The 22313-nt window shown below is 67.4% G+C and carries 20 protein-coding genes; 8 read left to right on the top strand and 12 right to left on the bottom strand.

The annotated features are described in order from the left end of the window. On the top strand, positions 1-1014 hold the full coding sequence (locus LZ605_RS15565) for an MlaA family lipoprotein (protein WP_249842397.1): 1014 nt from the start codon (positions 1-3) through the stop codon (positions 1012-1014). Positions 1015-1098: 84 nt separating this feature from the next. Here the strand turns inward: LZ605_RS15565 and LZ605_RS15560 are convergent, their stop codons facing one another. From LZ605_RS15560 to rmuC, 3 genes are all read right to left on the bottom strand, one after another. Further along, complete coding sequence (locus LZ605_RS15560) at positions 1099-1644, bottom strand: glutathione peroxidase (RefSeq protein ID WP_249842396.1); 546 nt, start codon at positions 1642-1644, stop codon at positions 1099-1101. Positions 1645-1844: 200 nt separating this feature from the next. Beyond that, the gene (locus tag LZ605_RS15555; protein ID WP_249842395.1) at positions 1845-2234 is read right to left on the bottom strand and encodes a hypothetical protein; all 390 of its coding nucleotides are present in this window, start codon (positions 2232-2234) and stop codon (positions 1845-1847) included. 71 nt (positions 2235-2305) lie between these two features. Then, entirely contained in the window at positions 2306-3841 is a 1536-nt protein-coding gene (gene rmuC, locus LZ605_RS15550) for a DNA recombination protein RmuC (protein WP_249842394.1), read from the bottom strand. Positions 3842-3885: 44 nt separating this feature from the next. On the opposite strand from rmuC, the gene LZ605_RS15545 reads away from it, so the two are divergent. After that, on the top strand, positions 3886-4491 hold the full coding sequence (locus LZ605_RS15545) for a glutathione S-transferase family protein (RefSeq protein ID WP_249842393.1): 606 nt from the start codon (positions 3886-3888) through the stop codon (positions 4489-4491). Positions 4492-4559: 68 nt separating this feature from the next. Here the strand turns inward: LZ605_RS15545 and LZ605_RS15540 are convergent, their stop codons facing one another. Next, on the bottom strand, positions 4560-5567 hold the full coding sequence (locus LZ605_RS15540) for a zinc-binding alcohol dehydrogenase family protein (protein WP_249842392.1): 1008 nt from the start codon (positions 5565-5567) through the stop codon (positions 4560-4562). A 91-nt stretch (positions 5568-5658) separates the two neighbouring features. Here LZ605_RS15540 and LZ605_RS15535 point away from each other — a divergent pair, with 91 nt between their 5' ends. The 4 genes from LZ605_RS15535 to LZ605_RS15520 all read left to right on the top strand — a co-directional run bounded on the left by LZ605_RS15535 (position 5659) and on the right by LZ605_RS15520 (position 9275). Beyond that, positions 5659-6630, top strand: coding sequence for a LysR family transcriptional regulator (locus LZ605_RS15535; protein ID WP_249842391.1), 972 nt, complete (start codon positions 5659-5661; stop codon positions 6628-6630). Positions 6631-6644: 14 nt separating this feature from the next. Continuing rightward, positions 6645-7274, top strand: a complete 630-nt coding sequence (leuE, locus tag LZ605_RS15530) for a leucine efflux protein LeuE (protein WP_249842390.1) — start codon at positions 6645-6647, stop codon at positions 7272-7274. Further along, entirely contained in the window at positions 7271-7690 is a 420-nt protein-coding gene (locus tag LZ605_RS15525) for a hypothetical protein (protein WP_249842389.1), read from the top strand. Before leuE ends, LZ605_RS15525 begins: the two co-directional genes overlap by 4 nt. Positions 7691-7847: 157 nt before the next feature. Then, positions 7848-9275 carry an amino acid permease gene (locus tag LZ605_RS15520; protein WP_249842388.1) on the top strand — a complete coding sequence of 476 codons (1428 nt, stop codon included), beginning with the start codon at positions 7848-7850 and terminating at the stop codon, positions 9273-9275. Positions 9276-9386: 111 nt separating this feature from the next. Here the strand turns inward: LZ605_RS15520 and LZ605_RS15515 are convergent, their stop codons facing one another. Both LZ605_RS15515 and LZ605_RS15510 read right to left on the bottom strand, forming a co-directional pair. Beyond that, positions 9387-10628, bottom strand: coding sequence for a dipeptidase (locus LZ605_RS15515; RefSeq protein ID WP_249842387.1), 1242 nt, complete (start codon positions 10626-10628; stop codon positions 9387-9389). Positions 10629-10766: 138 nt separating this feature from the next. After that, a complete protein-coding gene (locus tag LZ605_RS15510) occupies positions 10767-11936 on the bottom strand; it encodes a class I SAM-dependent rRNA methyltransferase (RefSeq protein WP_249842386.1) in 1170 nt (389 codons plus the stop codon). Between the two features lie 382 nt (positions 11937-12318). Between LZ605_RS15510 and LZ605_RS15505 the strand changes: the two genes are divergently transcribed. Then, positions 12319-13281 carry a TerC family protein gene (locus LZ605_RS15505; RefSeq protein WP_057495943.1) on the top strand — a complete coding sequence of 321 codons (963 nt, stop codon included), beginning with the start codon at positions 12319-12321 and terminating at the stop codon, positions 13279-13281. A gap of 107 nt (positions 13282-13388) precedes the next feature. Next, positions 13389-14159, top strand: coding sequence for a rhomboid family intramembrane serine protease (locus LZ605_RS15500; RefSeq protein ID WP_249842385.1), 771 nt, complete (start codon positions 13389-13391; stop codon positions 14157-14159). A 117-nt stretch (positions 14160-14276) separates the two neighbouring features. Here the strand turns inward: LZ605_RS15500 and LZ605_RS15495 are convergent, their stop codons facing one another. The 6 genes from LZ605_RS15495 to rpmH all read right to left on the bottom strand — a co-directional run bounded on the left by LZ605_RS15495 (position 14277) and on the right by rpmH (position 22067). Beyond that, positions 14277-15389: a glycerophosphodiester phosphodiesterase gene (locus LZ605_RS15495; RefSeq protein WP_249842384.1), complete on the bottom strand. Its 1113-nt coding sequence runs from the start codon at positions 15387-15389 to the stop codon at positions 14277-14279. Between the two features lie 137 nt (positions 15390-15526). Next, complete coding sequence (gene mnmE, locus LZ605_RS15490; RefSeq protein WP_249842383.1) at positions 15527-16876, bottom strand: tRNA uridine-5-carboxymethylaminomethyl(34) synthesis GTPase MnmE; 1350 nt, start codon at positions 16874-16876, stop codon at positions 15527-15529. Positions 16877-16879: 3 nt separating this feature from the next. Continuing rightward, entirely contained in the window at positions 16880-19552 is a 2673-nt protein-coding gene (locus LZ605_RS15485) for a polysaccharide deacetylase family protein (RefSeq protein WP_249842382.1), read from the bottom strand. Positions 19553-19711: 159 nt separating this feature from the next. Beyond that, positions 19712-21427 (bottom strand): membrane protein insertase YidC, encoded by a 1716-nt coding sequence (gene yidC, locus LZ605_RS15480; RefSeq protein ID WP_249842381.1) that lies wholly within the window; start codon positions 21425-21427, stop codon positions 19712-19714. Further along, positions 21427-21921, bottom strand: coding sequence for a ribonuclease P protein component (rnpA, locus tag LZ605_RS15475; RefSeq protein ID WP_080355007.1), 495 nt, complete (start codon positions 21919-21921; stop codon positions 21427-21429). Before rnpA ends, yidC begins: the two co-directional genes overlap by 1 nt. A 5-nt stretch (positions 21922-21926) precedes the next feature. Then, positions 21927-22067 (bottom strand): 50S ribosomal protein L34, encoded by a 141-nt coding sequence (gene rpmH / locus LZ605_RS15470; RefSeq protein WP_005411729.1) that lies wholly within the window; start codon positions 22065-22067, stop codon positions 21927-21929. Positions 22068-22313: the final 246 nt, after the last annotated feature.

The raw sequence follows: 22313 nt of genomic DNA, 5'->3' as shown, positions 1-22313 counted from the left end.
ATGAACGTCGTACGCGCTTTTCCCCTGATCGTCCTGGCCACCGCGCTGACCGCCTGTGCCGGCAAGCCCGCACGCAGCGATGCACCGGCCGCCAGCACCGTCGTTCCGGCCAGCTCGGCCGCCGAGGCCCCGGCCACTGCCGATACCAGCATGGCCGAGGCGGCACCGGTGACGCCGGTGGCCGCTCCGCCGGCCGCCGCTGCGGCCTCGCCGGCGCCCCCCGTTGCCGGTGCCGATACCGATGCGGCCAGGACCGCAGCAGCCACCGCACCAGGCGGTGATGACGATTTCGATGCCCTGTACGGTGGCACCAACAACACCGGCAGCGCGGCCGCCTACGACCCGTGGGAACCGTTCAACCGCAAGGTGCACAGGTTCAACAACGCGGTCGACCGTGGCATCGCCCGTCCGCTGGCCACGGCCTATACCCACGTGGTGCCACGCTTCGCACGTACCGGCGTGAGCAACTTCTTCAGCAACCTGCGCGCACCGGTGACCATCACCAACCAGCTGCTGCAGGGCCGTGGCGCCGATGCGTGGGACAGCCTCGGCCGCTTCCTGATGAACAGCACGCTGGGCATCGGTGGCCTGTTCGATCCGGCCAGCAAGGCGATGGTGCCGCGTCGCAACGAAGACTTCGGCCAGACCCTGGGCGCCTGGGGCTGGCGTCGTTCGCGCTACGTGGAACTGCCGTTCTTCGGCCCGCGGACCGTGCGCGATGTGTTCGGCCTGGCCGGTGACATCCCGTTGTCGCCGATCCGCCGCATCGAAGAAGACAAGCTGCGCATCGGCCTGCAGGGCCTGCAGCTGGTCGATACGCGCGCACAGCTGCTGGCGATCGACGATCTGCGCGACACTGCCGTGGACGAGTACTCGCTGGTCCGCGATGCGTGGATGCAGCGCCGCAACTACCAGATCGAGAACGATCTGCGCAGCAAGCGCGACCGTGGCCACGACGATGCCAACTCGCCGATTCCGGTCGACGCGATGCCGATGCCGCAGTGGACCCACTGAGGTCGCTGATCGGTGCATGAAAAACCCCGCCTCGGCGGGGTTTTTCTTTTCCGGTAGGTGCCAACCTTGGTTGACACGCTTTGCTCAGGCCGCCAGCGCGGCCTCGATGGCTTGGCGCAGGCGCGCGTCATCGGCGGCCACGTCCGGGGCGAAGCGGGCAATGACCTTGCCATCGCGACCGACCAGGAACTTCTCGAAGTTCCACAGCACCGCCGGCGCGGCGTGGATCGGAATCTCCTTGCTGGCCAGGCGCTCGCGCAGCGGGCCTTCACCGATCGACTGCGGCTGCGCGGCGGTCAGCTGCTGGTAGAGCGGGTGGGTGTCCTCGCCGGCCACGCTGATCTTGGAGAACATCGGGAAGGTGACATCGTAGGTGAGCTGGCAGAACTGCTGGATCTCCGCCTCGCTGCCCGGTTCCTGGCCCAGGAAGTTGTTGGCGGGGAAGCCCAGCACTTCCAGGCCTTGCGCGTGCTTTTCCGCATACAGCGCCTGCAGGCCTTCGTACTGTGGGGTCAGGCCGCACTTGGAGGCGACGTTGACCAGCAGCAGGACCTTGCCCTGGTAATCGGCAAGCGTGGACGGCTGGCCGTCGATGGTGGTGAGGGAAATGTCCTGGATCGGGGTGCTCACGCGGAGGCTCCGGCTACGGCGGGGAATGGCCCACCAGCATAGCGCTGTGCGATGCCCGTAGCGTCGAGCTTGCTCGACGGGATTCACGCGCGATCGCGAGCGTTGATGCCGTTGCCGGCCAGCGGCCGGCACTACCGTCAACCCACGCACATCTCTGACGCGGTAATGCCGGCCGCTGGCCGGCAATCGCGGCAGTTTCATCAATCCACGCAGATCGTGCCCTGCGCTTTGCCCTCATCAACGCGCTGGCGGCAGCCGAAGTTCTGGCGGGCATCGCGCTGGCAGGTGCCGGTGGTGGCGATGCCGGCGGCCACTTCGCCGGTGGCCAGGCACTGGCCCGTGCAATCGCTCTTGCGGCTGCAGGCCTTGCCGGCGTCGGCATAGGGAATCACGCACTGCAACCGCTGCAGGCGGCCGAGCCGTTGCAGCGTGCCGCCGGCGGCCTGGCAGTCGACATCGCGTGCCTCCTGGTAGGCCTCGGCGGCCTGCGGGCTGTCGGTTGCGTCCGCAGCAGGTGGAGCCGGCGGCGCACTGCTGCAGGCGGCGAGCACGGCGGACAGGAGCAGGCTGATACAGAGGCGAGAATGCATGGCGGCACCCGAACGCGGCGGACAGGCCGCCAGCATACGCATGGACGATGCAGGCGGCGTGTCAGCGTGGCTCAGGTTTCTTCACCGTCGCCACTGTCGTCGGCCGACAGCGCATCGGGCAGCAGCTGCCGGCTCTGCTCGACCGGCAGCGATTCGACATCGCGCAGCTTGCGGGCGATCGCGCGGGTGCGCACGCCGGTCTGGTCGATCTGCTTGCTGGCCTGATCGAGCTTGGCCTTCACATTGTCGAGCACGTCGCCGAACTTGCCGAACTCGGTCTTCACCGCGCCCAGCAGGCTCCACACTTCGCTGGACCGCTTCTCGATGGCCAGGGTGCGGAAACCCATCTGCAGGCTGTTGAGCAGTGCGGTGATGGTGGTCGGCCCGGCGACCACCACGCGGTGGTCGCGCTGCAGCAGGTCCACCAGGCCGGGGCGGCGGATCACCTCGGCATACAGCCCTTCGGTCGGCAGGAACATCACCGCGAAATCGGTAGTGTGCGGCGGCACGATGTACTTCTCGCAGATGGACTTGGCCTGCACCTTCACCGCGCGCTCCAGCTGCGCGCCCTGCACGCGCACCAGTTCTGCGTCGCCCTGCTCCTGCGCGTCCAGAAGGCGCTCATAGTCTTCGCGCGGGAACTTGGAGTCGATCGGCAGCCACACCGGCGTGTCGTCGCTGCTGCGCCCCGGCAGGCGCACGGCGATGTCGACCATTTCCCCGCTGTCCGGGCGCACCTTCACCGCGCGCGCGTACTGCTCCTGGATCAGGGTCTGCTCGAGGATGTTCTCCAGCTGCACTTCACCCCAGCTGCCGCGCGTCTTGACGTTGGTCAGCACGCGCTTGAGGTCGCCCACGCCGGTGGCCAGCTGCTGCATCTCACCGAGGCCGCGCTGGACCTGCTCCAGGCGCTCGGAGACCAGCTTGAAGGACTGGCCCAGGCGGGTTTCCAGCGTGGACTGCAGCTTCTCGTCCACGGTCACGCGCATCTGTTCCAGCTTCTGTGCGTTGTCGCTCTGCAGCGCACGCAGCTGTTCTTCCAGCGTCGTGCGCATCTCGGCGATACGCTGCTCGTTGCGCTGGGTCAGCTCCTGCAGCCGCTGGCCCAGGTTCTCGGTCAGGCGCTGCTGCGACTGCGCGCCCTCCTCGCGGCCCTTGCGTGCATCGTCCATCTGGGTCTGGCGCAGGGCACCGAGCTGGCTGTCGGTGCGCGTGGTCAGTTCCTGCAGCTGCTGGCCGAAGGCATGGATGCGCGCCTCCTGCTGCTGGCCAAAGGTATCCAGCTGGCCACGCAGTTCCTGCAGGCGCTGGCCCATCAATGCAGCGCCGCGCTGCTGGCTTTCGGCGGACTCGGCGCGCGCCTTGCGGGCGTCCTCGCCCAGGGCCTCGCGCAGCAGGTCCAGCCGCTGGTCGGTACGCGTGGACAGATCGGTCAGCGCGCGGGCGAAGGTGTCCAGCTGTTCGCGCAGTTCGCTGCGCCCGGCCCGCGCCTCCTCGCGAACCGCCTGTTCCAGGCGGTCGTGGGGCGGGCGCCGCAGCAGGGCGACCAGCTGCAGGATGAGCACGGCCAATAGAAGGCCGCCGATGAGCAGGGATTCGGTTTGCATGGGGCAAGTGTAGGCTGGTGCCGTCTCAAACGCTGCGCCGGGCCATGCTGGAACTGTACGGAAAACCGACCTCGATCAACGTGCGCAAGGTGCTGTGGCTATGCGCCGGGCTGGATCAGCCGGTGCAGCACGAACCGGCACCGCCAGCGGATCTGCTGGCCGCGCTCAACCCGAACCGGCAGGTGCCGGTGCTGCGCGACGGAGACTTCGTGCTGTGGGAGTCCAACAGCATCTGCCGCTACCTGGCCGCCCGCGCCGGCCGCGACGACCTGCTGCCGGTTGCGCTGCAGGCGCGTGCGCAGGTGGAGCAGTGGATGGATTGGCAGGCCAGCGACCTCAACAGTGCCTGGCGCCAGGTGTTCATGGCCCGGGTACGGCAACACCCGGACTACCCGGATGACGCCCGCGCCGAGGCCAGCTGGGCACAGTGGAACCGGCTGATGGGCGTGCTCGACGCGCAGTTGGCCGATGGCCGGGCCCATGTCACCGGCAGTGCATTCACCCTGGCCGACATCGTGCTGGGCCTGTCGACCCAGCGCTGGCGCAGCACGCCCGGCGACAGGCCTGCACTGTCCAACGTGGAGGCCTGGTTCGAGCGCCTGCACCAACAGCCCGGTTTCGCCGAATACGTCGACAACGGCGTGGCCTGAGGCAGGGGTCAGATCCTTTCCCAAAGGGAAAGGGATCTGACCCCAACGACGCAGGAGAAAACCGGGCCTTACCAGCCTTCCAGCACGATCTTGCCCTTGGCGCGGTGGCTCTCCAGCAGCGCATGGGCGCGCCGCAGGTTGGCCGCTTCGATGCGGCCGAAGTGCTCGCCGAGGGTGGTCTGCAGCACACCGGCATCGATCAGCTCGGCCACCCGGTTCAACAGCTCGTGCTGGCGCTGCATGTCCGCCGTCCTGTACAGCGGGCGGGTGAACATCGACTCCCAGTGCAGCGACAGCGCCTTGCGCTTGAGCGCCATCACATCCACCTGGCCCGGATCATCGATCAGACCGAACTGGCCCTGCGGCGCCAGCAGCTCGACGATCTGCGCGTAGTGCTGGTCCGAATGGGTCAGGCTGGCCACGTGCTGCACCTCGCTGATGCCCAGCCGTGCCAGACCCTCGGCCAGTGGCTGGCTGTGGTCGATGACGTGGTGGGCGCCCATCGCGTACACCCAGTCCTGGGTATCCGGACGCGAGGCGGTGCCGATCACGGTCAACTTCGTCAGCTTCCGCGCCAGCTGCACCAGGATCGAACCGACACCACCGGCTGCACCGATCACCAGCAGGGTCTGGCCCTCGCCACCGCCTTCGGGAATGCGCAGGCGGTCGAACAGCAGCTCCCAGGCGGTGATCGCGGTCAGCGGCAATGCGGCGGCGGCGGCATCGTCGAGGCTGGCCGGCTTGTGGCCGACGCTGCGCTCGTCCACCAGCTGGTACTCGGCGTTGCTGCCCGGGCGGTCGATCACACCGGCGTAGTAGACCGCGTCGCCGGGCTGGAACAGGGTCACCTCGCTGCCGACCGCGTCGACGATGCCGACCGCATCCCAGCCCAGCACGCGCGGGCCGTCGGTGGCCACGCCCCGGCGCACCTTGGTGTCGACCGGATTGACCGCCACCGCGCGCACCGCCACGCGCAGGTCGCGCGGGCCAGGCTGGGGCAGTTCCAGTTCGATGTCGATCAGGGCCTGGGCATCTTCGATCGGCAGGCCGGCGTGGGTATAGGCAATGGCGCGCATGGTGGCGGTCCAGTGGGGAAGGAGGCGACAGGTTGCGCCGCGCACGGCCCTTCAGAAAGGCGCAGAATCGGGCATCACTTTCACTCCAGCAATGAAGATGATCCGCTTCGATGACCTGCACCTGTTCGTCCGCACCGCTGCGCTGGGCAGCTTCTCGCAGGCCGCGCGCGAAGCCGATCTGCTGCCCGGGCAGGTCGCGGCCGCGGTGGCGCGGCTGGAGCGCGAGCTGGACCTGCGCTTGTTCGTGCGCACCACCCGCAGCCTGCGCCTGACCGGCGAGGGCGCGCTGTACCTGCCGTATGCGCAGGAGGTGCTGGTCACCCTGCGCGAAGGCCAGGCCCGGGTGCAGGGCGAGGACGCCGACCTGCATGGCACCCTGCAGCTGTCGGCACCGTCGGACTTCGGTCGCAACCTGCTGCTGCCGTGGCTGACCGCATTCCGTGCCGCGCACCCGCGGTTGCGCCTGCACCTGCGTCTGTCCGATGAAGTGGCCGATGTGTTCCGCGACCCGGTGGATGTGGCGATCCGCATCGGCCACTTCGATGACGCCAGCTATGTCGCCCTGCCACTGCTGGAGGGCAACCGCCGTGTGCTGGCCGCCTCGCCCGATTACCTGCAGCGGCGCGGCATGCCTGCGCGGCTGGATGACCTGCGCGAGCATGATTGCCTGGTCTACCAGCTCAGCGGCCGCGCCTACGATCGCTGGTCGTTCGAGGTCGACGGGCGCCGCGTGGTGGTGCCGGTGCGTGGCCCGCTGGTCTGCGATGACGCCGACGTGGTGCGGCGCTGGGCGGTGGCCGGCGAAGGCATCACCTACAAATCCTGGCTGGACCTGCGCGAGGACGTGCTGGCCGGGCGCCTGCAGTTGCTGCTCGATGGCGTTGGCAGCCACATTCCGCTGCAGCTGGTGTGCCCGCACCGCAAGCAGTTCTCGCCGGCGGTGCGGCAGTTGCACGCGCAGCTGCGCCAGCACCTGCAACCGCTGCTGTCTGGCATGCCCGATGGACTCGCCGGCCCCCTGTCGCCCGTTCCGGTGCTGGCCGACAATGGCGGCCCCCCGTAAGAGAGAACACCGCCATGCCGTGGATGGGCATCCAGGACCTGTGGACGTTTCTGGTCGCCGTGCTGGTGTTTCTCGCCCTGCCCGGCCCCGGCACGTTCACCCTGCTGACCGCCACCGGACGAGGTGGCGTACGTGGCGGCTACACCGCGCTGGCCGGCCTGCTGGTCGGCGACCAGATCCTGATGTGGCTGGCCCTGGCCGGCGTGGCCGCGCTGCTCAAGGCCAATCCGCTGGTGTTCCACGCCGTGCAGTACCTGGGTGCGGCCTACCTGGTCTGGGTCGGCATCAGCCTGCTGCGTACCCCGAAGCACGAGGGCGGTGACGCCGGTCCCATCCGCATGCAGCCCGGCCGCTATTTCCAGCAGGCGATCCTGGTCAGCCTGCTCAACCCGAAGGCAATCCTGTTCTACATGGCGTTCCTGCCGTTGTTCATCGATCCCAAGGCACACCAGGGCATCGCCACCTTCGGCGCGCTGGCCGGCATCATCCTGGTGGTCAGCATTGGGTACTGCTCGATGCTGATCGGGGTGGGCAACCTGGCCCGCCGCCGCTTGATCCAGCATCCACGCATCAGCGATGCGCTGCGCCGCGTGGCCGGCCTGTTCCTGGTCGGCTTCGGCATCCGCCTGGGGTTGAACGGGTGAAGGCCTGGCGGGCCGCGGTCGGCGCGTTGCTGTTGACGGCCGGTGCTGCCTCGGCCGCCACCGTGCAGGACCATCGCTGCCTGAGCGGCGGTCGCGATGACCGCATCCATCTGGAATGGCGCTGGCTGGATGACGGTGGCGCCGATGTGCGCTACGCCGGCCAGCATGAGCGCCTGACGCTGCGCCGGGTTGCGCTGGAGACCACGGTGCTGGCCGAAGATCGCCCCTACCAGTTCGACAGCGTGTGGGAAGAGCGCATCGACGGGCGCCTCAACGGCCACTACCGGTTGAGCACCCAGGGCGCGCTGGTGCTGGAGTTGAGCTACCAACGCGCCCGCGACGGCCGCACCACCGCCTTCCACGATGCTCCCGAGGCCTGGCAGGAACACGGCTGCCACTGGCCCAGCGCCCGATAGCGCAGCACCGGCCGACGGCCCTTTATGCCGATTCCGGCAGACTGCTCGCGGTACAGCGCGCGACGGGTCGGGCATGACCCCCGTCAGTGGCAATGCTGCGCTGCGTTCGGTCACACTCGGGGACTTGTCGTTCTCAGTCACCCCTTCCGAGGCCTGCATGTCCCTGCTCCGGCGCAAGTCCCTAGATTCCGTCACCGTCCATGAAGCCGGCAGGCGCCTGGTTCCCACGCTCAGCTGGCCGCACCTGATCGCGCTGGGCATCGGTGCCATCGTCGGCACCGGCATCTACACGCTGATCGGCGTCGGTGCCAACCTGGCCGGCCCGGCGGTGCTGATCTCCTTTGCCATCGCCGGCGCGGTCTGCGCCTGCGCGGCGCTGTCCTACGCCGAGCTGTCGACGATGATGCCGGCTGCCGGCAGTGCCTATACCTACAGTTACAGCGCGCTGGGCGAGGTGTTCGCCTGGGTGGTGGGCTGGAGCCTGATCCTGGAGTACTCGCTGGTGGTGAGTACGGTGGCCGTGGGCTGGTCGGGCTACTTCGTCGGATTCCTCGAATGGGTGCACACCCAGTTCGGCTGGAACGTGCACCTGCCGGCCTGGCTTGCGGCCGGCCCGCACGTGGAAGGCGGCATGATCAACCTGCCGGCGATCGTCATCACCTGGCTGGTGGCCGGCATGCTGATGGCCGGCACCAAGGAAAGCGCCACCCTCAACGCCATCCTGGTGGTGTTCAAACTGATCGCGCTGGCGATCTTCGTGGCCGTGGCACTGCCGGCGTTCGACAGCGCCAACCTGCAGCCGTTCATGCCCTATGGCTTTGCCAAGTCGATCGGCCCTGATGGCGTCGAACACGGCGTGATGGCGGCGGCGGCGATCATCTTCTTCGCCTTCTACGGCTTCGATGCGATTTCGACCGCCGCCGAGGAAACCAAGAACCCGGGCCGCGACCTGTCGATCGGCATCATCGGTTCGATGATCGGCTGCACCATCGTCTACGTGCTGGTGGCGCTGGCCGCCGTGGGTGCGATGAGCTACGCCGTGTTCGGCCACAGCGCCGAGCCGCTGGCGCTGATCATGCGCCAGCTGGGCCATCCGACTGCGGCGATGGTGATCGGCGTGATCGCGATCATCGCGCTGCCGACGGTGCTGCTGGCCTTCCTGTACGGCCAGAGCCGCATCTTCTTCGTGATGAGCCGCGACGGCCTGCTGCCGCGTGGCCTGTCCAAGGTCAACGCACGCACCGGCACGCCGGTGGCGACCACGCTGTTCACCGCAGTGGTGGTGTCGGCGCTGGCCGGTGTGGCGCGCCTGGACGAGATCGCCGCGCTGGCCAACGCCGGTACCCTGGCCGCGTTCACTGCGGTGGGCATCTGCCTGGTGGTGCTGCGCCTGCGCGAGCCGAACCGCGAGCGTACCTTCCGTACGCCGCTGGCCTTCGTGGTCGGCCCGCTGGCCGCGCTGGGCTGCATCTACCTGTTCATCAGCCTGCCGCACAGCACCCAGCTGTACTTCCTGCTGTGGAACCTGGTCGGCCTGGTGCTGTACTTCCTGTACAGCCGCCGCAATGCGTTGATCGCGAAGTAAACGCATCACCGGGTATGCCGGCCAGCGGCCGGCACTACCGCAGGGCGCTCAGCCATCCTGCTTTGGCATCACGGGTAGTGCCGGCCGCTGGCCGGCATTTCCTCAGGGCGCTCAGCCGCCCTGCGTTGCCGCGTAGTCCTGCGCCTGGCGCATCACCCGCAGCAGGTTGCCGCCCCAGATGCCGGCAATCTGCTGCTCGGTGTAGCCCTTGCGCAGCAGCCAGGCGGTGATCTTCGGCAGCTGGCTGACATCAGGCAGATCGCTCAGGCCGCCGCCGCCGTCCCAGTCCAGGCCGATGCCCACGTGTTCGGGGCCGACCACCTTGAGAATGTGCTCGAAGTGGGCGAAGAAGTCGTCCAGGCTGGCGTGGCGCACCGGGTGCTCGTGGTCCAGCGCCTGCTCGGCCTTGAGCAGCGCGACACCCTGCTCGATGCCCATCCCTTCCCAGCCGCCCAGTTGCTTGCTCAGCGCTTCCTCGGCCAGCTTGCGCTCGGGCGTCTTGGCGGTGTCGATCAGATAACCGCCATAGGCATTGACCTGGATCACGCCACCGGCCTTGGCCAGCTTGCGCAGGCGTGCATCATCGAGGTTGCGCGGGTGGTCGTAGACCGCCTTGGCCGAACTGTGCGAGAGCACGAACGGCACCGGCATCATCGCCAGCAGGTCATCGAACACCGCATCCGAGGCATGCGACTGGTCGATGACGATGCCCAGCTTCACCGCCTGCCGCACCAGTTCCTTGCCGGCCGGGCTCAGGCCTTTCCATTCCGCACCCTTGGGGTCGGTGGCCGAATCGGCGAACTCGTTGTTGGCGAAGTGCACGGTGCTGAGCAGGCGGAGGCCGGCGCGGTGGTAGAACGAGAGCAGGCTCGGGTCGGCCACCAGCGGGCTGGCGTTTTCCATGCTGATGTAGACCACGCGCTTGCCGGAAGCCTTGATCCGCGCCGCGTCATCGGCGGTCAACGCCAGCGCGAAACGCCCGGGATGGGCCGCCAACATTTCGCGGATCTGCATCAACCGCTGCAGGCCGTGGTCACGTTCGGCCAGATGTGCAGCGGCGCTGCGGTCGCCCTGGTCGGTGTAGATCGCCCAGAAGCCGCCGTCCAGCGCGCCTTCGACCATGCGCGGGTAATCCACCTGTGACAGCGCGTTGCGGTCGTGGCGCTGTTCGATGTCAAAGCCGCTGCGGCCGAAGTTGGCCGGCGTATCCAGATGGCTGTCGAGGGTGACCAGACGCTGCTGCAGGGTCTTTGCTCGCGCCAGTTCCTGCGCGCTGAATTCGATGGCATGGGCTGACAGCGGCGCGCACAGCGCCAGGGCAAGCACGACGGACAGACGGCGCAACGAAGGCATGGGCTCTTACCGGCTTTGGGAAGAGCCCGACCATAACGCTGCGCCCGCGCATTGGGTAGCGCCGGGCCACGCCCGGCGGATCTTGAGGCTGTCAGGCAGATCAGCCGAGCGTGGGCTCGGCTCTACAGCGTCACGCGTTCAATCGACCACGCGGCAGAACACGGCCTTCAGGTAGCGCGATTCCTGCACATGGGCCATGAACGGATGGTCCGGACCGGCGCCGGCCACCTTCAGGATCTGGATCGTGCGGCCGGAGAAGTAGGCCGCGCGGCGCAGCATGTCGAGGAACTGATCCTCGGCCACCAGGCCGGTGCAGGAGAACGTGGCGAACAGGCCACCGGGCTTGACCACGCCCAGCGCCAGCTTGTTCATGTCCAGGTACTTCTTCAGCGCGGTGATCACCTGGTCGCGGTCGCGGGTCATCTTCGCCGGGTCCAGGATCACCACGTCGTACTGCTCGCCGCGGTTGGCGGCATCGCGCAGCCACGGGAAGATGTCGGACTGCACGAACTTCGGGCGCACGTTGTTCAGGCGCGAATTGCCCTTGGCGATCTGGATGACGTCCTCATCGATGTCGATGCCAACCACTTCGGTGGCTCCACGCGCAGCGGCATACACGGCGAAACCGCCGGTGTTGCAGCACAGGTCCAGCACGCTCTTGCCTTCCACCTGCTGGCTCAGCCACTGCCGGTTTTCGCGCTGGTCGGCGAAGAAGCCGGTCTTGTGCGCGCCGGCCGGGTCGGCGCGGAACTTGATGCCGTACTCGGTGATCACCGCCGCTTCGGTGGTGGTGTTGCCGTGGAAGTCGAAGCTTTCCTGCTTCTGCACATGTTCGTCGGCGAAGCTGTGGAAACGGCAGCCCGGGAACTGTTCGCGCAGGGCGTCGTAGATCCACTCGCGGTGGCGGAACATGCCGGCGGCGAAGAATTCGACCACCACCAGGTCGCCGTAACGGTCGACCACCAGGCCGGACAGGCCGTCGCCTTCGCTGTGCACCACACGCCAGGCGTCGGACACCGCGTCGAGCTTGAGCACCTCACGGCGCAGCGACACCGCCTGGGCGATCTTGCGCGAGAACCAGCCAGCATCGACCGGCACATGCTGATCGGTTTCAAGGATGCGCACGGCAATGCGCGAATGCCCGTTGTAGAACCCGCGGCCGATGAACTCGCCCTCGATGCCGACCACGTCGACGATGGAACCGGGCTTGGGCCGGACGGTCGGCTTCTCGACCAGTTTCTGGAAGATCCACGGGTGGCTGGAACGCCACGCGTTCTTGAGGCGGACAATCGGAAGGGGGGTATTCATCCACCTATTGTAGCCGGGGGGCGCTTTCGTAGAGTCGAGCTTGCTCGACCGGCGTTGCTGAACAGTCCCGTTCAGTCAAGCAGGCTCGACGCTACGAGGGTCCGGGCCGGCATGCCAGCCAAGGTTGGCATCTACCAGAGCGGGGCATTTGACGGCAGCCCGGGCAGGCGGCAGAATCGGCGCCAGAAGGGGAGTAGCTCCCAGACGTTGTCGCCGTCAATTCGAGCCCGCAGGCTCCGGTGCAACGGCAGTTCCAGCCATTGGAACTGCGAGCGAGACCTTCGCCGTACTGGCGAAGCTCTGTCCCTGGATCCCCTCCCGATCCTCCGTTGCAGATCCTCGCCGTCCGGCCTGGCATTCACTTTTCCAACGGACATTCCCAATGCAGACGATCGGTAACGTGTGGTTGTGGGGCGGCTTCGCAGCGGTGGTGGTCATCGCCCTGCTGGTCGACCTCGTATTGATGCGCCATGGTGGACCGCACAAGGTCACCTTCAAGGAGGCCCTGTGGTGGTCCATCGGCTGGGTCGCGCTGGCCCTGCTGTTCAACGCCGGCCTCTGGTACTACCTCAATGAGACCGCCGGCCAGGTGGTGGCCAACAAGGTCGGCCTGGAGTTCCTGACCGGCTACCTGGTCGAGAAGGCGCTGGCGGTGGACAACATCTTTGTCTTCCTGATGATCATGAGCTACTTCGCGGTGCCGGAGGAGCAGCGCCAGAAGGTGCTGATCATCGGCATCCTGGGTGCGATCGTGCTGCGTACGATCATGATCTTCGCCGGCAGCGTGCTGATCAGCCAGTTCCATTGGCTGCTCTACGTGTTCGGTGCCTTCCTGCTGTTCACCGGCTGGAAGATGTGGTTCGCCGCCGGCCAGGAGCCGGATCTCGAGAGCAACCCGGCCCTGCGCTGGATGCGCAAGCACCTGCGCCTGCTGCCGAACTATGAAGGCAACGCACTGAGCGTGACCCGTGATGGCGTGCGCTGGTTCACCCCGCTGTTCGCGGTGCTGATCCTGATCGCGGTCACCGACGTGATCTTCGCGGTGGACAGCATCCCGGCGATCTTCGCGATCACCACCGACCCGTTCATCGTGCTCACCTCCAATGTGTTCGCGGTGCTGGGCCTGCGCGCGATGTTCTTCCTGCTGGCCGGCATGGCCGACCGCTTCCACCTGCTGCCGTACGGCCTGGCGCTGGTGCTGGGCTTCATCGGCATCAAGATGATGATCATCGACCTGTTCAAGATCCCGACCCCGGTGTCGCTGGGCGTGGTCGCGGTGATCATCGCCGCCACCGTGGTGCTGAGCCTGAAGTACCCGCCGAAGGAAGGCTCGGGCCACGCCTGAACCTGACCGGCGGGAAGACGCGGCCGGCGGGATTGTCCCGTCGGCCGCACCCACTCTCCCGCAGCGGTGGCCTTGGTTTCGCGCCGGCCACCGCCATTGCTTGAGGTATGGACAACAACGCGCCCCTGCCCGCTGGCGATGCGCCGGCCCCCCGCAATGACCGCTCGCGCATCCTGCGGGCGTTCAACGTCAGCCTGGCCGCCGTGCTGGTGCTGGTGGTCGTGTTCGCCCTGCAGGGCACGTTTGACTGGCGCCCCTGGGCGGTGGCGCCGCTGGAAGCCAAGGGCCTGCTCGGCCTGATCGGAGGCCCGCTGCTGCATGCCTCGGTCGAGCACATCGCGGCCAACAGCATCGCGATCCTGATCCTGGGCACCCTGGCCGGCAGCGTCTACCCGAAGGCCACCGTGCGCGCCCTGCCCCTGCTGTGGCTGGGCTCGGGTGTTGGCGCGTGGATGCTGGGCAACCCCGGCAGCGTGCACCTGGGCGCCAGTGGCGTCACTCACGGCCTGATGTTCCTGCTGGCCAGCCTGGGCCTGCTGCGCCGCGACCGCGCGGCCATCGCCACCGGCCTGATCGGCATGCTGTTCTACGGCGGCATGCTGATGACCATCCTGCCGCATGCCGACGGCGTGTCCTGGCAGTCGCACATGGGCGGCGCCTTCGCTGGCATCATCGCCGCGCTGCTGTTCCGCAACGCCGACCCGCTGCCGCCGCGCCAGCGCTACAGCTGGGAAGATGAGGAAGAATCAATCGAGCCACTGGCCGACGACGAGCTGGAGCCGCCGTCACCGCAGCGTGTGCCGGTGCTGTGGCAGCCGCGCGAGGGCCAGGACTACGTGGTGATTCCGTTCCGCCGCCCGGACGAGCCGCGCGGTTGATCGGGGCTCAGACCCCACCCGGCATCTTCATGACCCGGTAGTGGCCGACCTTGGTCGGCGCTCCTGCTGCAGGCCAACCGAGGTTGGCAACTACCGGAGCACGCGGACCAGCGCGGGTCAATCCGCCGCATTCCCCGCCGCACCCATGCCATCCACCGCCTGCCGGCCCAGCGCCGGGTCATCGGTGAAGAACGCATCGATGCCCGTGGCCAGATAGGCGCGCATCTCGGCGATCGACCCCTCGGCATTGCGCGCGCTGTCGGCGCCCTTGCGCAGGTTGCTGGCCTGGAAGTGGTTCTCCGGGCGGAACGTGTACGGGATCACCATCAGGCCGGCGGCGTGCGCATCACCTACCAGCGAGGTCGGCGCCCCCAGCGCACCCTGGGCATCAAGCGGAATGATCGAACGCAGCTCCGGGCCGATGCCATCGGCATAGGTGGCGATGTCCTTCAGGCCAGCCGGGGTCATCATCTGCGCGTAGGTCAGCGTGCCGCCAGCCTTGGCGATGTCGGCAGGCTGGGTATCGCCCTTCCACAGCAGCTGCAGCAGGCGGATGTTGCTGCCGCGCCCGATCTTGCCGCGCAGGTAGCGCAGGTTGGCGGTCTCGAACGACTGGATCGTGACCGGGCCGACGTTGGTATATGCGTTGCCGCGCAGCGCGGCCAACAGCGCGTCTTCCATCGGCAGTCCGATGGACTGGAAGTAGGTCGGGTGCTTGATCTCCGGCACCAGGCCGATGCCGCGGTTGGCGCGGCCGGCCTGCTGTACCAGGAAGGCCAGGATCTCATCCAGGCTGGCGATGCGGAACTGGCCGTCGTAGGCGGTGCTGCGCAGCTCCGGCAGGCGCTCGCGCGCGTACAGGGTCTTCAGCTCGGCCAGGGTGAAGTCTTCGGTGAACCAGCCTTCCACCTTCTGGCCATCAATGATCCGGGTGGTCCGGCGCTTGGCGAATTCCTTGTGCTCGGCCACATCGGTGGTGCCACCGATCTCGTTCTCGTGGCGGGCCACCATCACCCCGTCCTTGGTCATCACCAGGTCCGGTTCGATGTAGTCGGCGCCATCGGCAATCGCCTGCGCGTACGAGGCCAGGGTGTGCTCGGGCAGCAGCGCACTGGCACCGCGGTGCCCATAGACCGACGCCTTGGAGGACGGGGTGGAGGATTCAGCACTCATGGCCACCGATGGTGCCACGGCCAGCGACAACAGCAACGCACAACCCCACGACTTCACTGCGACTTCCCCAATCGGTATGTGATGGGCGTCAGTATGCGGCGGCAATATGACAGGTGGGGGAAGCCTGCACCTGTAGAGCCGAGCCCATGCTCGGCTGAGCGGTAGAACAGCCGAGCATGGGCTCGGCTCTACAGTTACTTGCCGATGCAGAAGCTGGAGAAGATCCGGCCCAGCAGGTCGTCGGCACTCATCTGTCCGGTGATCTCGCCCAGCGCGTCATGCGCCAGCCGCAGCTCTTCGGCGGCCAGTTCCAGATGCTCATGGGCCAGCTCGGCATCGGCGCGCCGCGCATGTTCCTGCGCGCGTTCGATCGCATCGACATGGCGCGTGCGCGCGGAAAATTCACCGTCCACCTGCTCGCCGGCCCCGGCCGAGGCGATGCTGCGCAGGCGCGCGTGCAGGTTCTCCAGGCCGGCGCCGGTGGCGGCCGAAACGAATACGCGGTCCGGGTCATCCAGCGTCGGCAACACGTCCAGCAGATCCGACTTGTTGTGGATGTAGACCTTGTGCGGCACGTCGGCCACGGCCTGCCCCAGCGCCGCTTCACCGGCGACGGGATCGCGCGCGTCCAGCACGATCAGCGCCAGGTCGGTGCGCTCGATTTCCACATGGGCGCGGCGCATCCCTTCGCGTTCGATGGCGTCGCCGCCGTCGCGCAGGCCGGCAGTGTCGACCAGGGTCAGCTCCAACCCGTCCAGACGGATGGTCTCGCGCAGGGTGTCGCGGGTGGTGCCGGCGATGTCGGTGACGATGGCACGCTCGCTGCCGGCCAGTGCGTTCAGCAGTGAACTCTTGCCGGCATTGGGCGGGCCGATCAGCACCGCATGCAGGCCATCGCGCAGGCGGCGGCCGCGCTCGGCATCGCGACGCAGCAGGGCCAGGTCGCCACGCGCCTGCTCCAGCCCGCGCCGCACCTGCGCACCACCGAGGGTATCCAGTGGTTCGTCGGCGAAGTCGATGGCCGCTTCCACGTGGATGCGCAGCAGCACCAGCTGTTCGACCACTGCCGCGATACGGCGCGAGAACACGCCATCCAGCGAACGCCGTGCAGCGCGCGCGGCGCGGTTGTCGCCCGCGGCGATCAGATCGGCGATGGCCTCGGCCTGGGCCAGGTCGAGCTTGCCGTTGAGGAAGGCCCGCTCGCTGAACTCACCCGGCCGCGCCTGGCGCGCGCCCAGCGCGATGCAGCGCGCGACCAGCTGCTGCAGCAGCACCGGGCTGCCGTGGCCCTGCAGTTCCACCACTTCCTCGCCGGTGAAGCTGTTCGGTGCCGGGAACCACAGCACGATGCCGTCGTCGATCACCTCGCCATCGGCATCGCGCAGGCGCGCATATTGCGCGTGACGCGGGCGCAGTGCAGGTGCCCCCAGAGCGTTGGCGATGGCGGCAGCGCGCGGGCCGGACAGGCGCAGCAGGCCGACGCCGCCGGCGCCGGGCGCGCTGGCAATGGCGACGATGGTCTCGGTACGGGTCAGATCATTCATGGCTCAGAGCTTCTCCAGCTGTGCGCGCGCCTGCGCGGCACCACTGCCCTGCGGCTGCAGCGCCAGATAGGTGGTGTAGGCCTGCTTTGCCTTGGCCTTGTCGCCAGCATTGAAGTACGCATCGCCCAGGTTGAGATGTGCGACCGCGCGCGACGGATCGATCTTCAGCGTGTTCTCCAGCCAGCGCGTGGCTTCGGCATAGCGCTGCTGGCGGTAGTACACGAAGCCGAGATTGTTCGCTGCCTGGGCGAAGTCCGGGCGCAGCTTCAGCGCTTCGGTGAACTGCGCCGCCGCTTCGTCGTACTGCTTTTCGCGGTACAGCTGCAGGCCACGGTCATTGGCCTGCTGCGCGCGCTGGCGGTCCGACGCCGGGCCGGCGCTGGGCACCACCAGCTTGGCCTTGCCGCCCTGCAGGTCGGCCACGGTGACCGGTGCCTGGCTGCCCTTGGCTTCGCTGGCAGCCTCGACCTTGGTGTTCAGCGCGATCGCATCGGCGGTCAGCTGGCGCGTATCGGCGTTGAGGAACTCCTGGCTGTCCGGCACCTGGAACACGAACTCGCCGCCCTGCGAACCGGGCAGGCTGCCGAACGCCGGGGTCTGGTGCGACACCGCCGACACCGCAGGTGCCACGTAGGCGGCCAGCTCGGTACCGGTGATCAGGCCATCGCCATTGAGGTCACCCTTGCCGGCCAGCGCCTGCAGCAGCACCCAGGTGAACACCGAATGGCCATTGGGCCCGGCGTCGGCCACCTGCTGGTCGGCACCGCCGGCGGTCAGCATCTGCCGCGCGCTGCGGCGTGCGTTCTCGCGCAGGAACGACGACGACGACGGCCCGCCACGGGTCAGGCCCAGGCCGCTGTAGCAGGCATCCATCACGAACATCACGTGCTTGGCCTGCAGGCTCTCGGCGATGTTCTGGATGTCGGTCATTGCGATGGCGTCGGTGGCGAATTCCTTCGGGTCCGAATCCACCGGGATGATGTAGCCGAGGTCGCGGCCGGAGGCGAGCTGGCGGGTGGCGCCGTGGCCGGCGAAGAACACGAACACGCGGTCGTTCTTGCCGGTGCGGTCATCGGCCAGTCGGTCGTGGAAGGCGGCCAGGATGTTGTTGCGGGTGGCCTGCTCGTTCTTCAGCACGATCACCTGCGAAGGCGGGAAACCGAACTGCCCGGTGAGCGTATCGGCCACCGCCTGCGCATCGTGGCTGGCGTATTCCAGCTTCGGCCACTTGGCGTAGCTGTCGATGCCGACCACGATCGCCCATGATTTCTCGTAGCCGGTGGTGACGGTGGCGGCACCGGCATCACCCTTGCGCGCGCGGGCCACGGTGAAGTCGCGGCCGTTCCAGCCGGCAAACTGGTAACCGTCGGCAATCAGCCGGTCGAGGATCTGCGGCAGCGCCTTCACTGCACGGTCGTGGATGTCGTGGAACAGGATGATGCCGCGCTGTTCCTTGTTCACCTGGTCGAGCACGCGCTGCACGATCGATTCCGGCACCGGATCGGCCCAGTCCATCGAGTCGATGTTCCACATGATCGACTTCAGCCCGGCCTCGTTGAGCAGCTGCATGCCTTCGGCGTTGCGCGCGCCGTACGGGAAGCGGAACAGCGGCGCGCGCTTGCTGTCGACATCCTTCAGCAGCGTGTCGGTATCCAGCACCTGCTGGCGCAGCGCATCGCCGGAGGTGCGCGACAACTGCGCATGGGTCAGGCTGTGGTTGCCCACGGCATAGCCGTCTTCCATCAGCTGGCGGCTGATCTTTGCCATCGGGCCGAGGCTTACCTTGCCGTCGGCCTCTACCGTGCCCAGGTTGCGGCCCACCTCGAAGAACACTCCCGGCACGTCGTAACGCTTGAGGATGGCCACCACCTCATCGGTGTAGGCCTTGTGCGGGCCATCGTCGAAGGTCAGCACCACGGTCTTGGCCGGCAGATCGCGGCCGAAGATCTCGCGGTCGCTGTCCTTCATCGACATCGGATACGGCTCGATCACCCCGTAGTCGCGCAGGATCGCCTCGCGGCTGTAGTCCTTGTGCAGGTGGGCGATGTAGTCCTCCCACTTCTCGCGCTTCAGCTCAATGGCGCGGGTGCGCTCGAAGCGGCTGAAGATCCGGGTCAGTTCCTGGTTGTAGTTGCGTTCGATCTCGTCCAGCGCGTCCAGATCCTCGCCGATGCGCTGGTGCAGCTTCACCGCCGGCAGCGATGAATCGGCACCGACACGGTCATGCAGATCGCCCAGCACTTCGCGGAACGCCAGGCGGTCGGCATCGAACAGCTCGGGCGCCGATTCGATGTAGTCCAGCACCGTGCCAAGCGTCGCGAAGCGCTGCGGGCTGGAGCCGCGCAGCAGCGTGTCGAACTGCGCTGCGATGGCGGTGCGCTGTTCCAGGCCATCGTGGAACAGCTGCTGGCCGACGCGGGTGGAGGTGCCACGGTCGGCGGCGCTCTGCTGCGCTTCGTCAGCCAGCAGCACGATGATCCGGCGGTAGCCGTCGAGCTGCTTCTGCAGCGCGGCCAGCAACGGCGCGGCGGCCGGATCGGCAGCGGCGGCGGCCTGCGCGCTTGGCTGGGTGACGGTGCTCGCCGGCGCCTTCGCGTCCTTGTCGCCACAGCCGGCAACGGCCAGGGTGAGCAACAGCGAGGGCAGGAACAGGCGGAACGACGACGTGCGCGGCATGGCGGAACCGAAGGTAGGGGGGAACGGTGTGCGGGAAATTCTAACGCCGCATGCGAAAAGCCCGCCTTGCGGCGGGCTTCTCATCGACCGGGGCGGTAGAGTCGGCCTTGGTCGACTGCTCTACTGCCAGTCGACCAAGGTCGACTCTACGGGTCGGGGTTACTTTTTCTTGACCGGGGCCGGGGCGGTGGTGGCCGGCACCGGCTCGCCGCCGTGGCGCTTGGTCATCCACCACTGCTGCAGCAGGCCCAGGCCGCCGTTGACCACCCAGTACAGCACCAGGCCGGACGGCATGAAGGCCATCATGACGCCGAACACCAGCGGCATGAACTGCATCATCTTCTGCTGCATCGGGTCCATGCCCGGTGCCGGGGTCAGCTTCTGGGTGAACCACATCACCGCCACGTTGATCACCGGCAGGATGAAGTACGGGTCGCGTGCGGTCAGATCCTGGATCCAGCCCAGCCACGGCGCCTGGCGCAGCTCGACCGATTCCACCAGCACCCAGTACAGGGCGAAGAAGATCGGCATCTGGATGAGGATCGGCAGGCAGCCGCCCATCGGATTGATCTTTTCCTTCTTGTACAGCTCCATCATTGCGGTCTGGAACTTCTGGCGGTCATCGCCATAGCGTTCCTTCAGCTGCGCGATACGCGGCTGGAAGCGACGCATCTTGGCGCCGCTCTTGTACTGCACGGCCGACAGCGGATACAGCACCAGCTTCAGCAGCACCACCAGGCCGACAATCGCCCAGCCCCAGTTGCCGACCAGCTTATGCACCTGGTTGAGCACCCAGAACAGGCCCTGGCCGATCACCGCCATCATCGAGAAGCGGCTGTAGTCGACCACACGGTCCAAGCCCGGCACGTCTTCCTTGGCAATCAGGTTCACCAGCTTCGGGCCCACCCACAGGCGCGCTTCGGTGCTGGTGGACTGGCCCGGGGCCACGGTGAAGGCCGGGCCACGCGCTTCGATCAGGTCACGACCGGCCACCTGCGACAGCACGTAGTGTGCGGTCTGGTCCTTCTGCGGGATCCAGGCGGTGAAGAAGTGGTGCTGCAGCATCGCCAGCCAGCCGCCGGTGATGTTCTGGTTCAGCGTGCCGTCTTCCAGGTAGTCCTTGAACGCACGACGCTGGTACTTCTTGTCGTTGTCGTACCAGGTGGCGCCGTTGAAGCTGAAGGAATCCGGGTTGGTCATGCTCCGCGACAGGATGGTCGGGGTGCGGTCCAGGGTGCGGTAGACGTAGCCGTTCCACGGCGCGGCGCCGGCGTTGCTGACTTCATCCTTGAAGCGCACGGCGTACTCGTTGCGCGAGACAGTCAGGGTGCGCTTGATGGTCACGCCGTTGTCGGCGGTCCACACGAACGGGATCTGCAGTTCGTTCTGGCCCTTGGCCAGCACGAAGTCGCGGGTGTCACCGACCAGCTTGAAGCCGTCAGCACCCGGCACCGGGGTGTTCTTGTCCTCGCTGGCCCAGCCGCTGATCGCGCTGTACGGGTGCGCGGGGTCTTCGGTCAGCAGGCGCACCGGCGGGCTGCCGTCGTCCTTGGTCTGCGGGAACTGCAGCAGCTCGGCATCGAGCACGCGGCCGCCGTCCAGCACCAGGCGCAGCACGTCGGTGGTGACGGTCACGCGCTGGGCAGCGGGGGTGGCGCTGGCCTGGGCCTGCGCGGCGGTCTGGCCCGGAGCACCCGGCACCTGGGCGTTGGGGATCGCGCCCGGGGCGGCGCCCGGAACACTCTGTGCGGCGGCCGGGGCCGACGTGGTCGTCGGTGCCGGGGTCGGAGCAGCCTTTTCACGGCTCCACTCCATCCACAGCAGCACGGCCACCATCAGCCAGGCAAAAATGAGGAATACGCGGGTCTGGTTCATCAGCGGACAGGCTCGGCGGGGCCGGGACGCGATGCCGGCTCGGTCAAAGAAGGAGTTGCGATGCCATCAGGCGGCGGCATTGTGCCGTCCACGCCCGGCGTGGGCAATGCACGCAGGCGCCGCAGCAGGCGCAGGAAGGCCTGGCGGATCTCGTCGTTGCTGGCAGAACGCGCAGCACTACGGGCCACGACGACGAAGTCGCCTGGCTGGATATCGGTACGTGTCTGACGCAGGATGTCGCGCAGGACGCGCTTGATCCGGTTACGCCCGACGGCGTTCGGATCGACCTTGCGGGAAACCGCCAGACCCAGCCTGGCCGGCCGGTCAGCCGGCAGCCAGTGCAGGGTCATCAGCGGATCGGACACACGGCGGGCGCCGTTGAAGACCGTTGAGTATTCGGCACGCGTGCGAACCCGCGCAGAGCGAGGGAATCGCTTGCGCGGGTCTGCAGTATTCACTGTCGAAGGGATTGCGTCTGCCGCAAGGTGCGGCATGGCAATCAGGCGCTCAGGACTTTGCGGCCCTTGGCGCGGCGACGCGACAGGATCTTGCGGCCGTCAGCGGTCTTCATACGGGCACGGAAGCCGTGGTCGCGCTTACGCTTGAGGTTGCTGGGCTGGTAGGTGCGCTTCGTGGCCATTGGGGGCCTCTCGTATGAATGGGACGGAAAGAACCGGAAATTCTAGAGAGGTACCCTACCCCGCGTCAACCCCTGGCAGTTACGCGAATTCACCGGCCTGTGCAATAGCTGTGGATGTTTTTGTGAATAAGTAGGGGACAAGCATTCCGAAGGCGGGCGCTCGGTGGTAGTCTGAGCCATCCATTTCCCCCCTTTCCGGCCTGTGTTTGGGCGCCTTGTCGCGTCCATGCCCCGGCCACCGGACGA

This window comes from Stenotrophomonas maltophilia, assembly GCF_023518235.1.
In the GTDB taxonomy this organism is placed as follows: domain Bacteria; phylum Pseudomonadota; class Gammaproteobacteria; order Xanthomonadales; family Xanthomonadaceae; genus Stenotrophomonas.
This window is presented reverse-complemented; position numbering and strand designations above follow the sequence as displayed.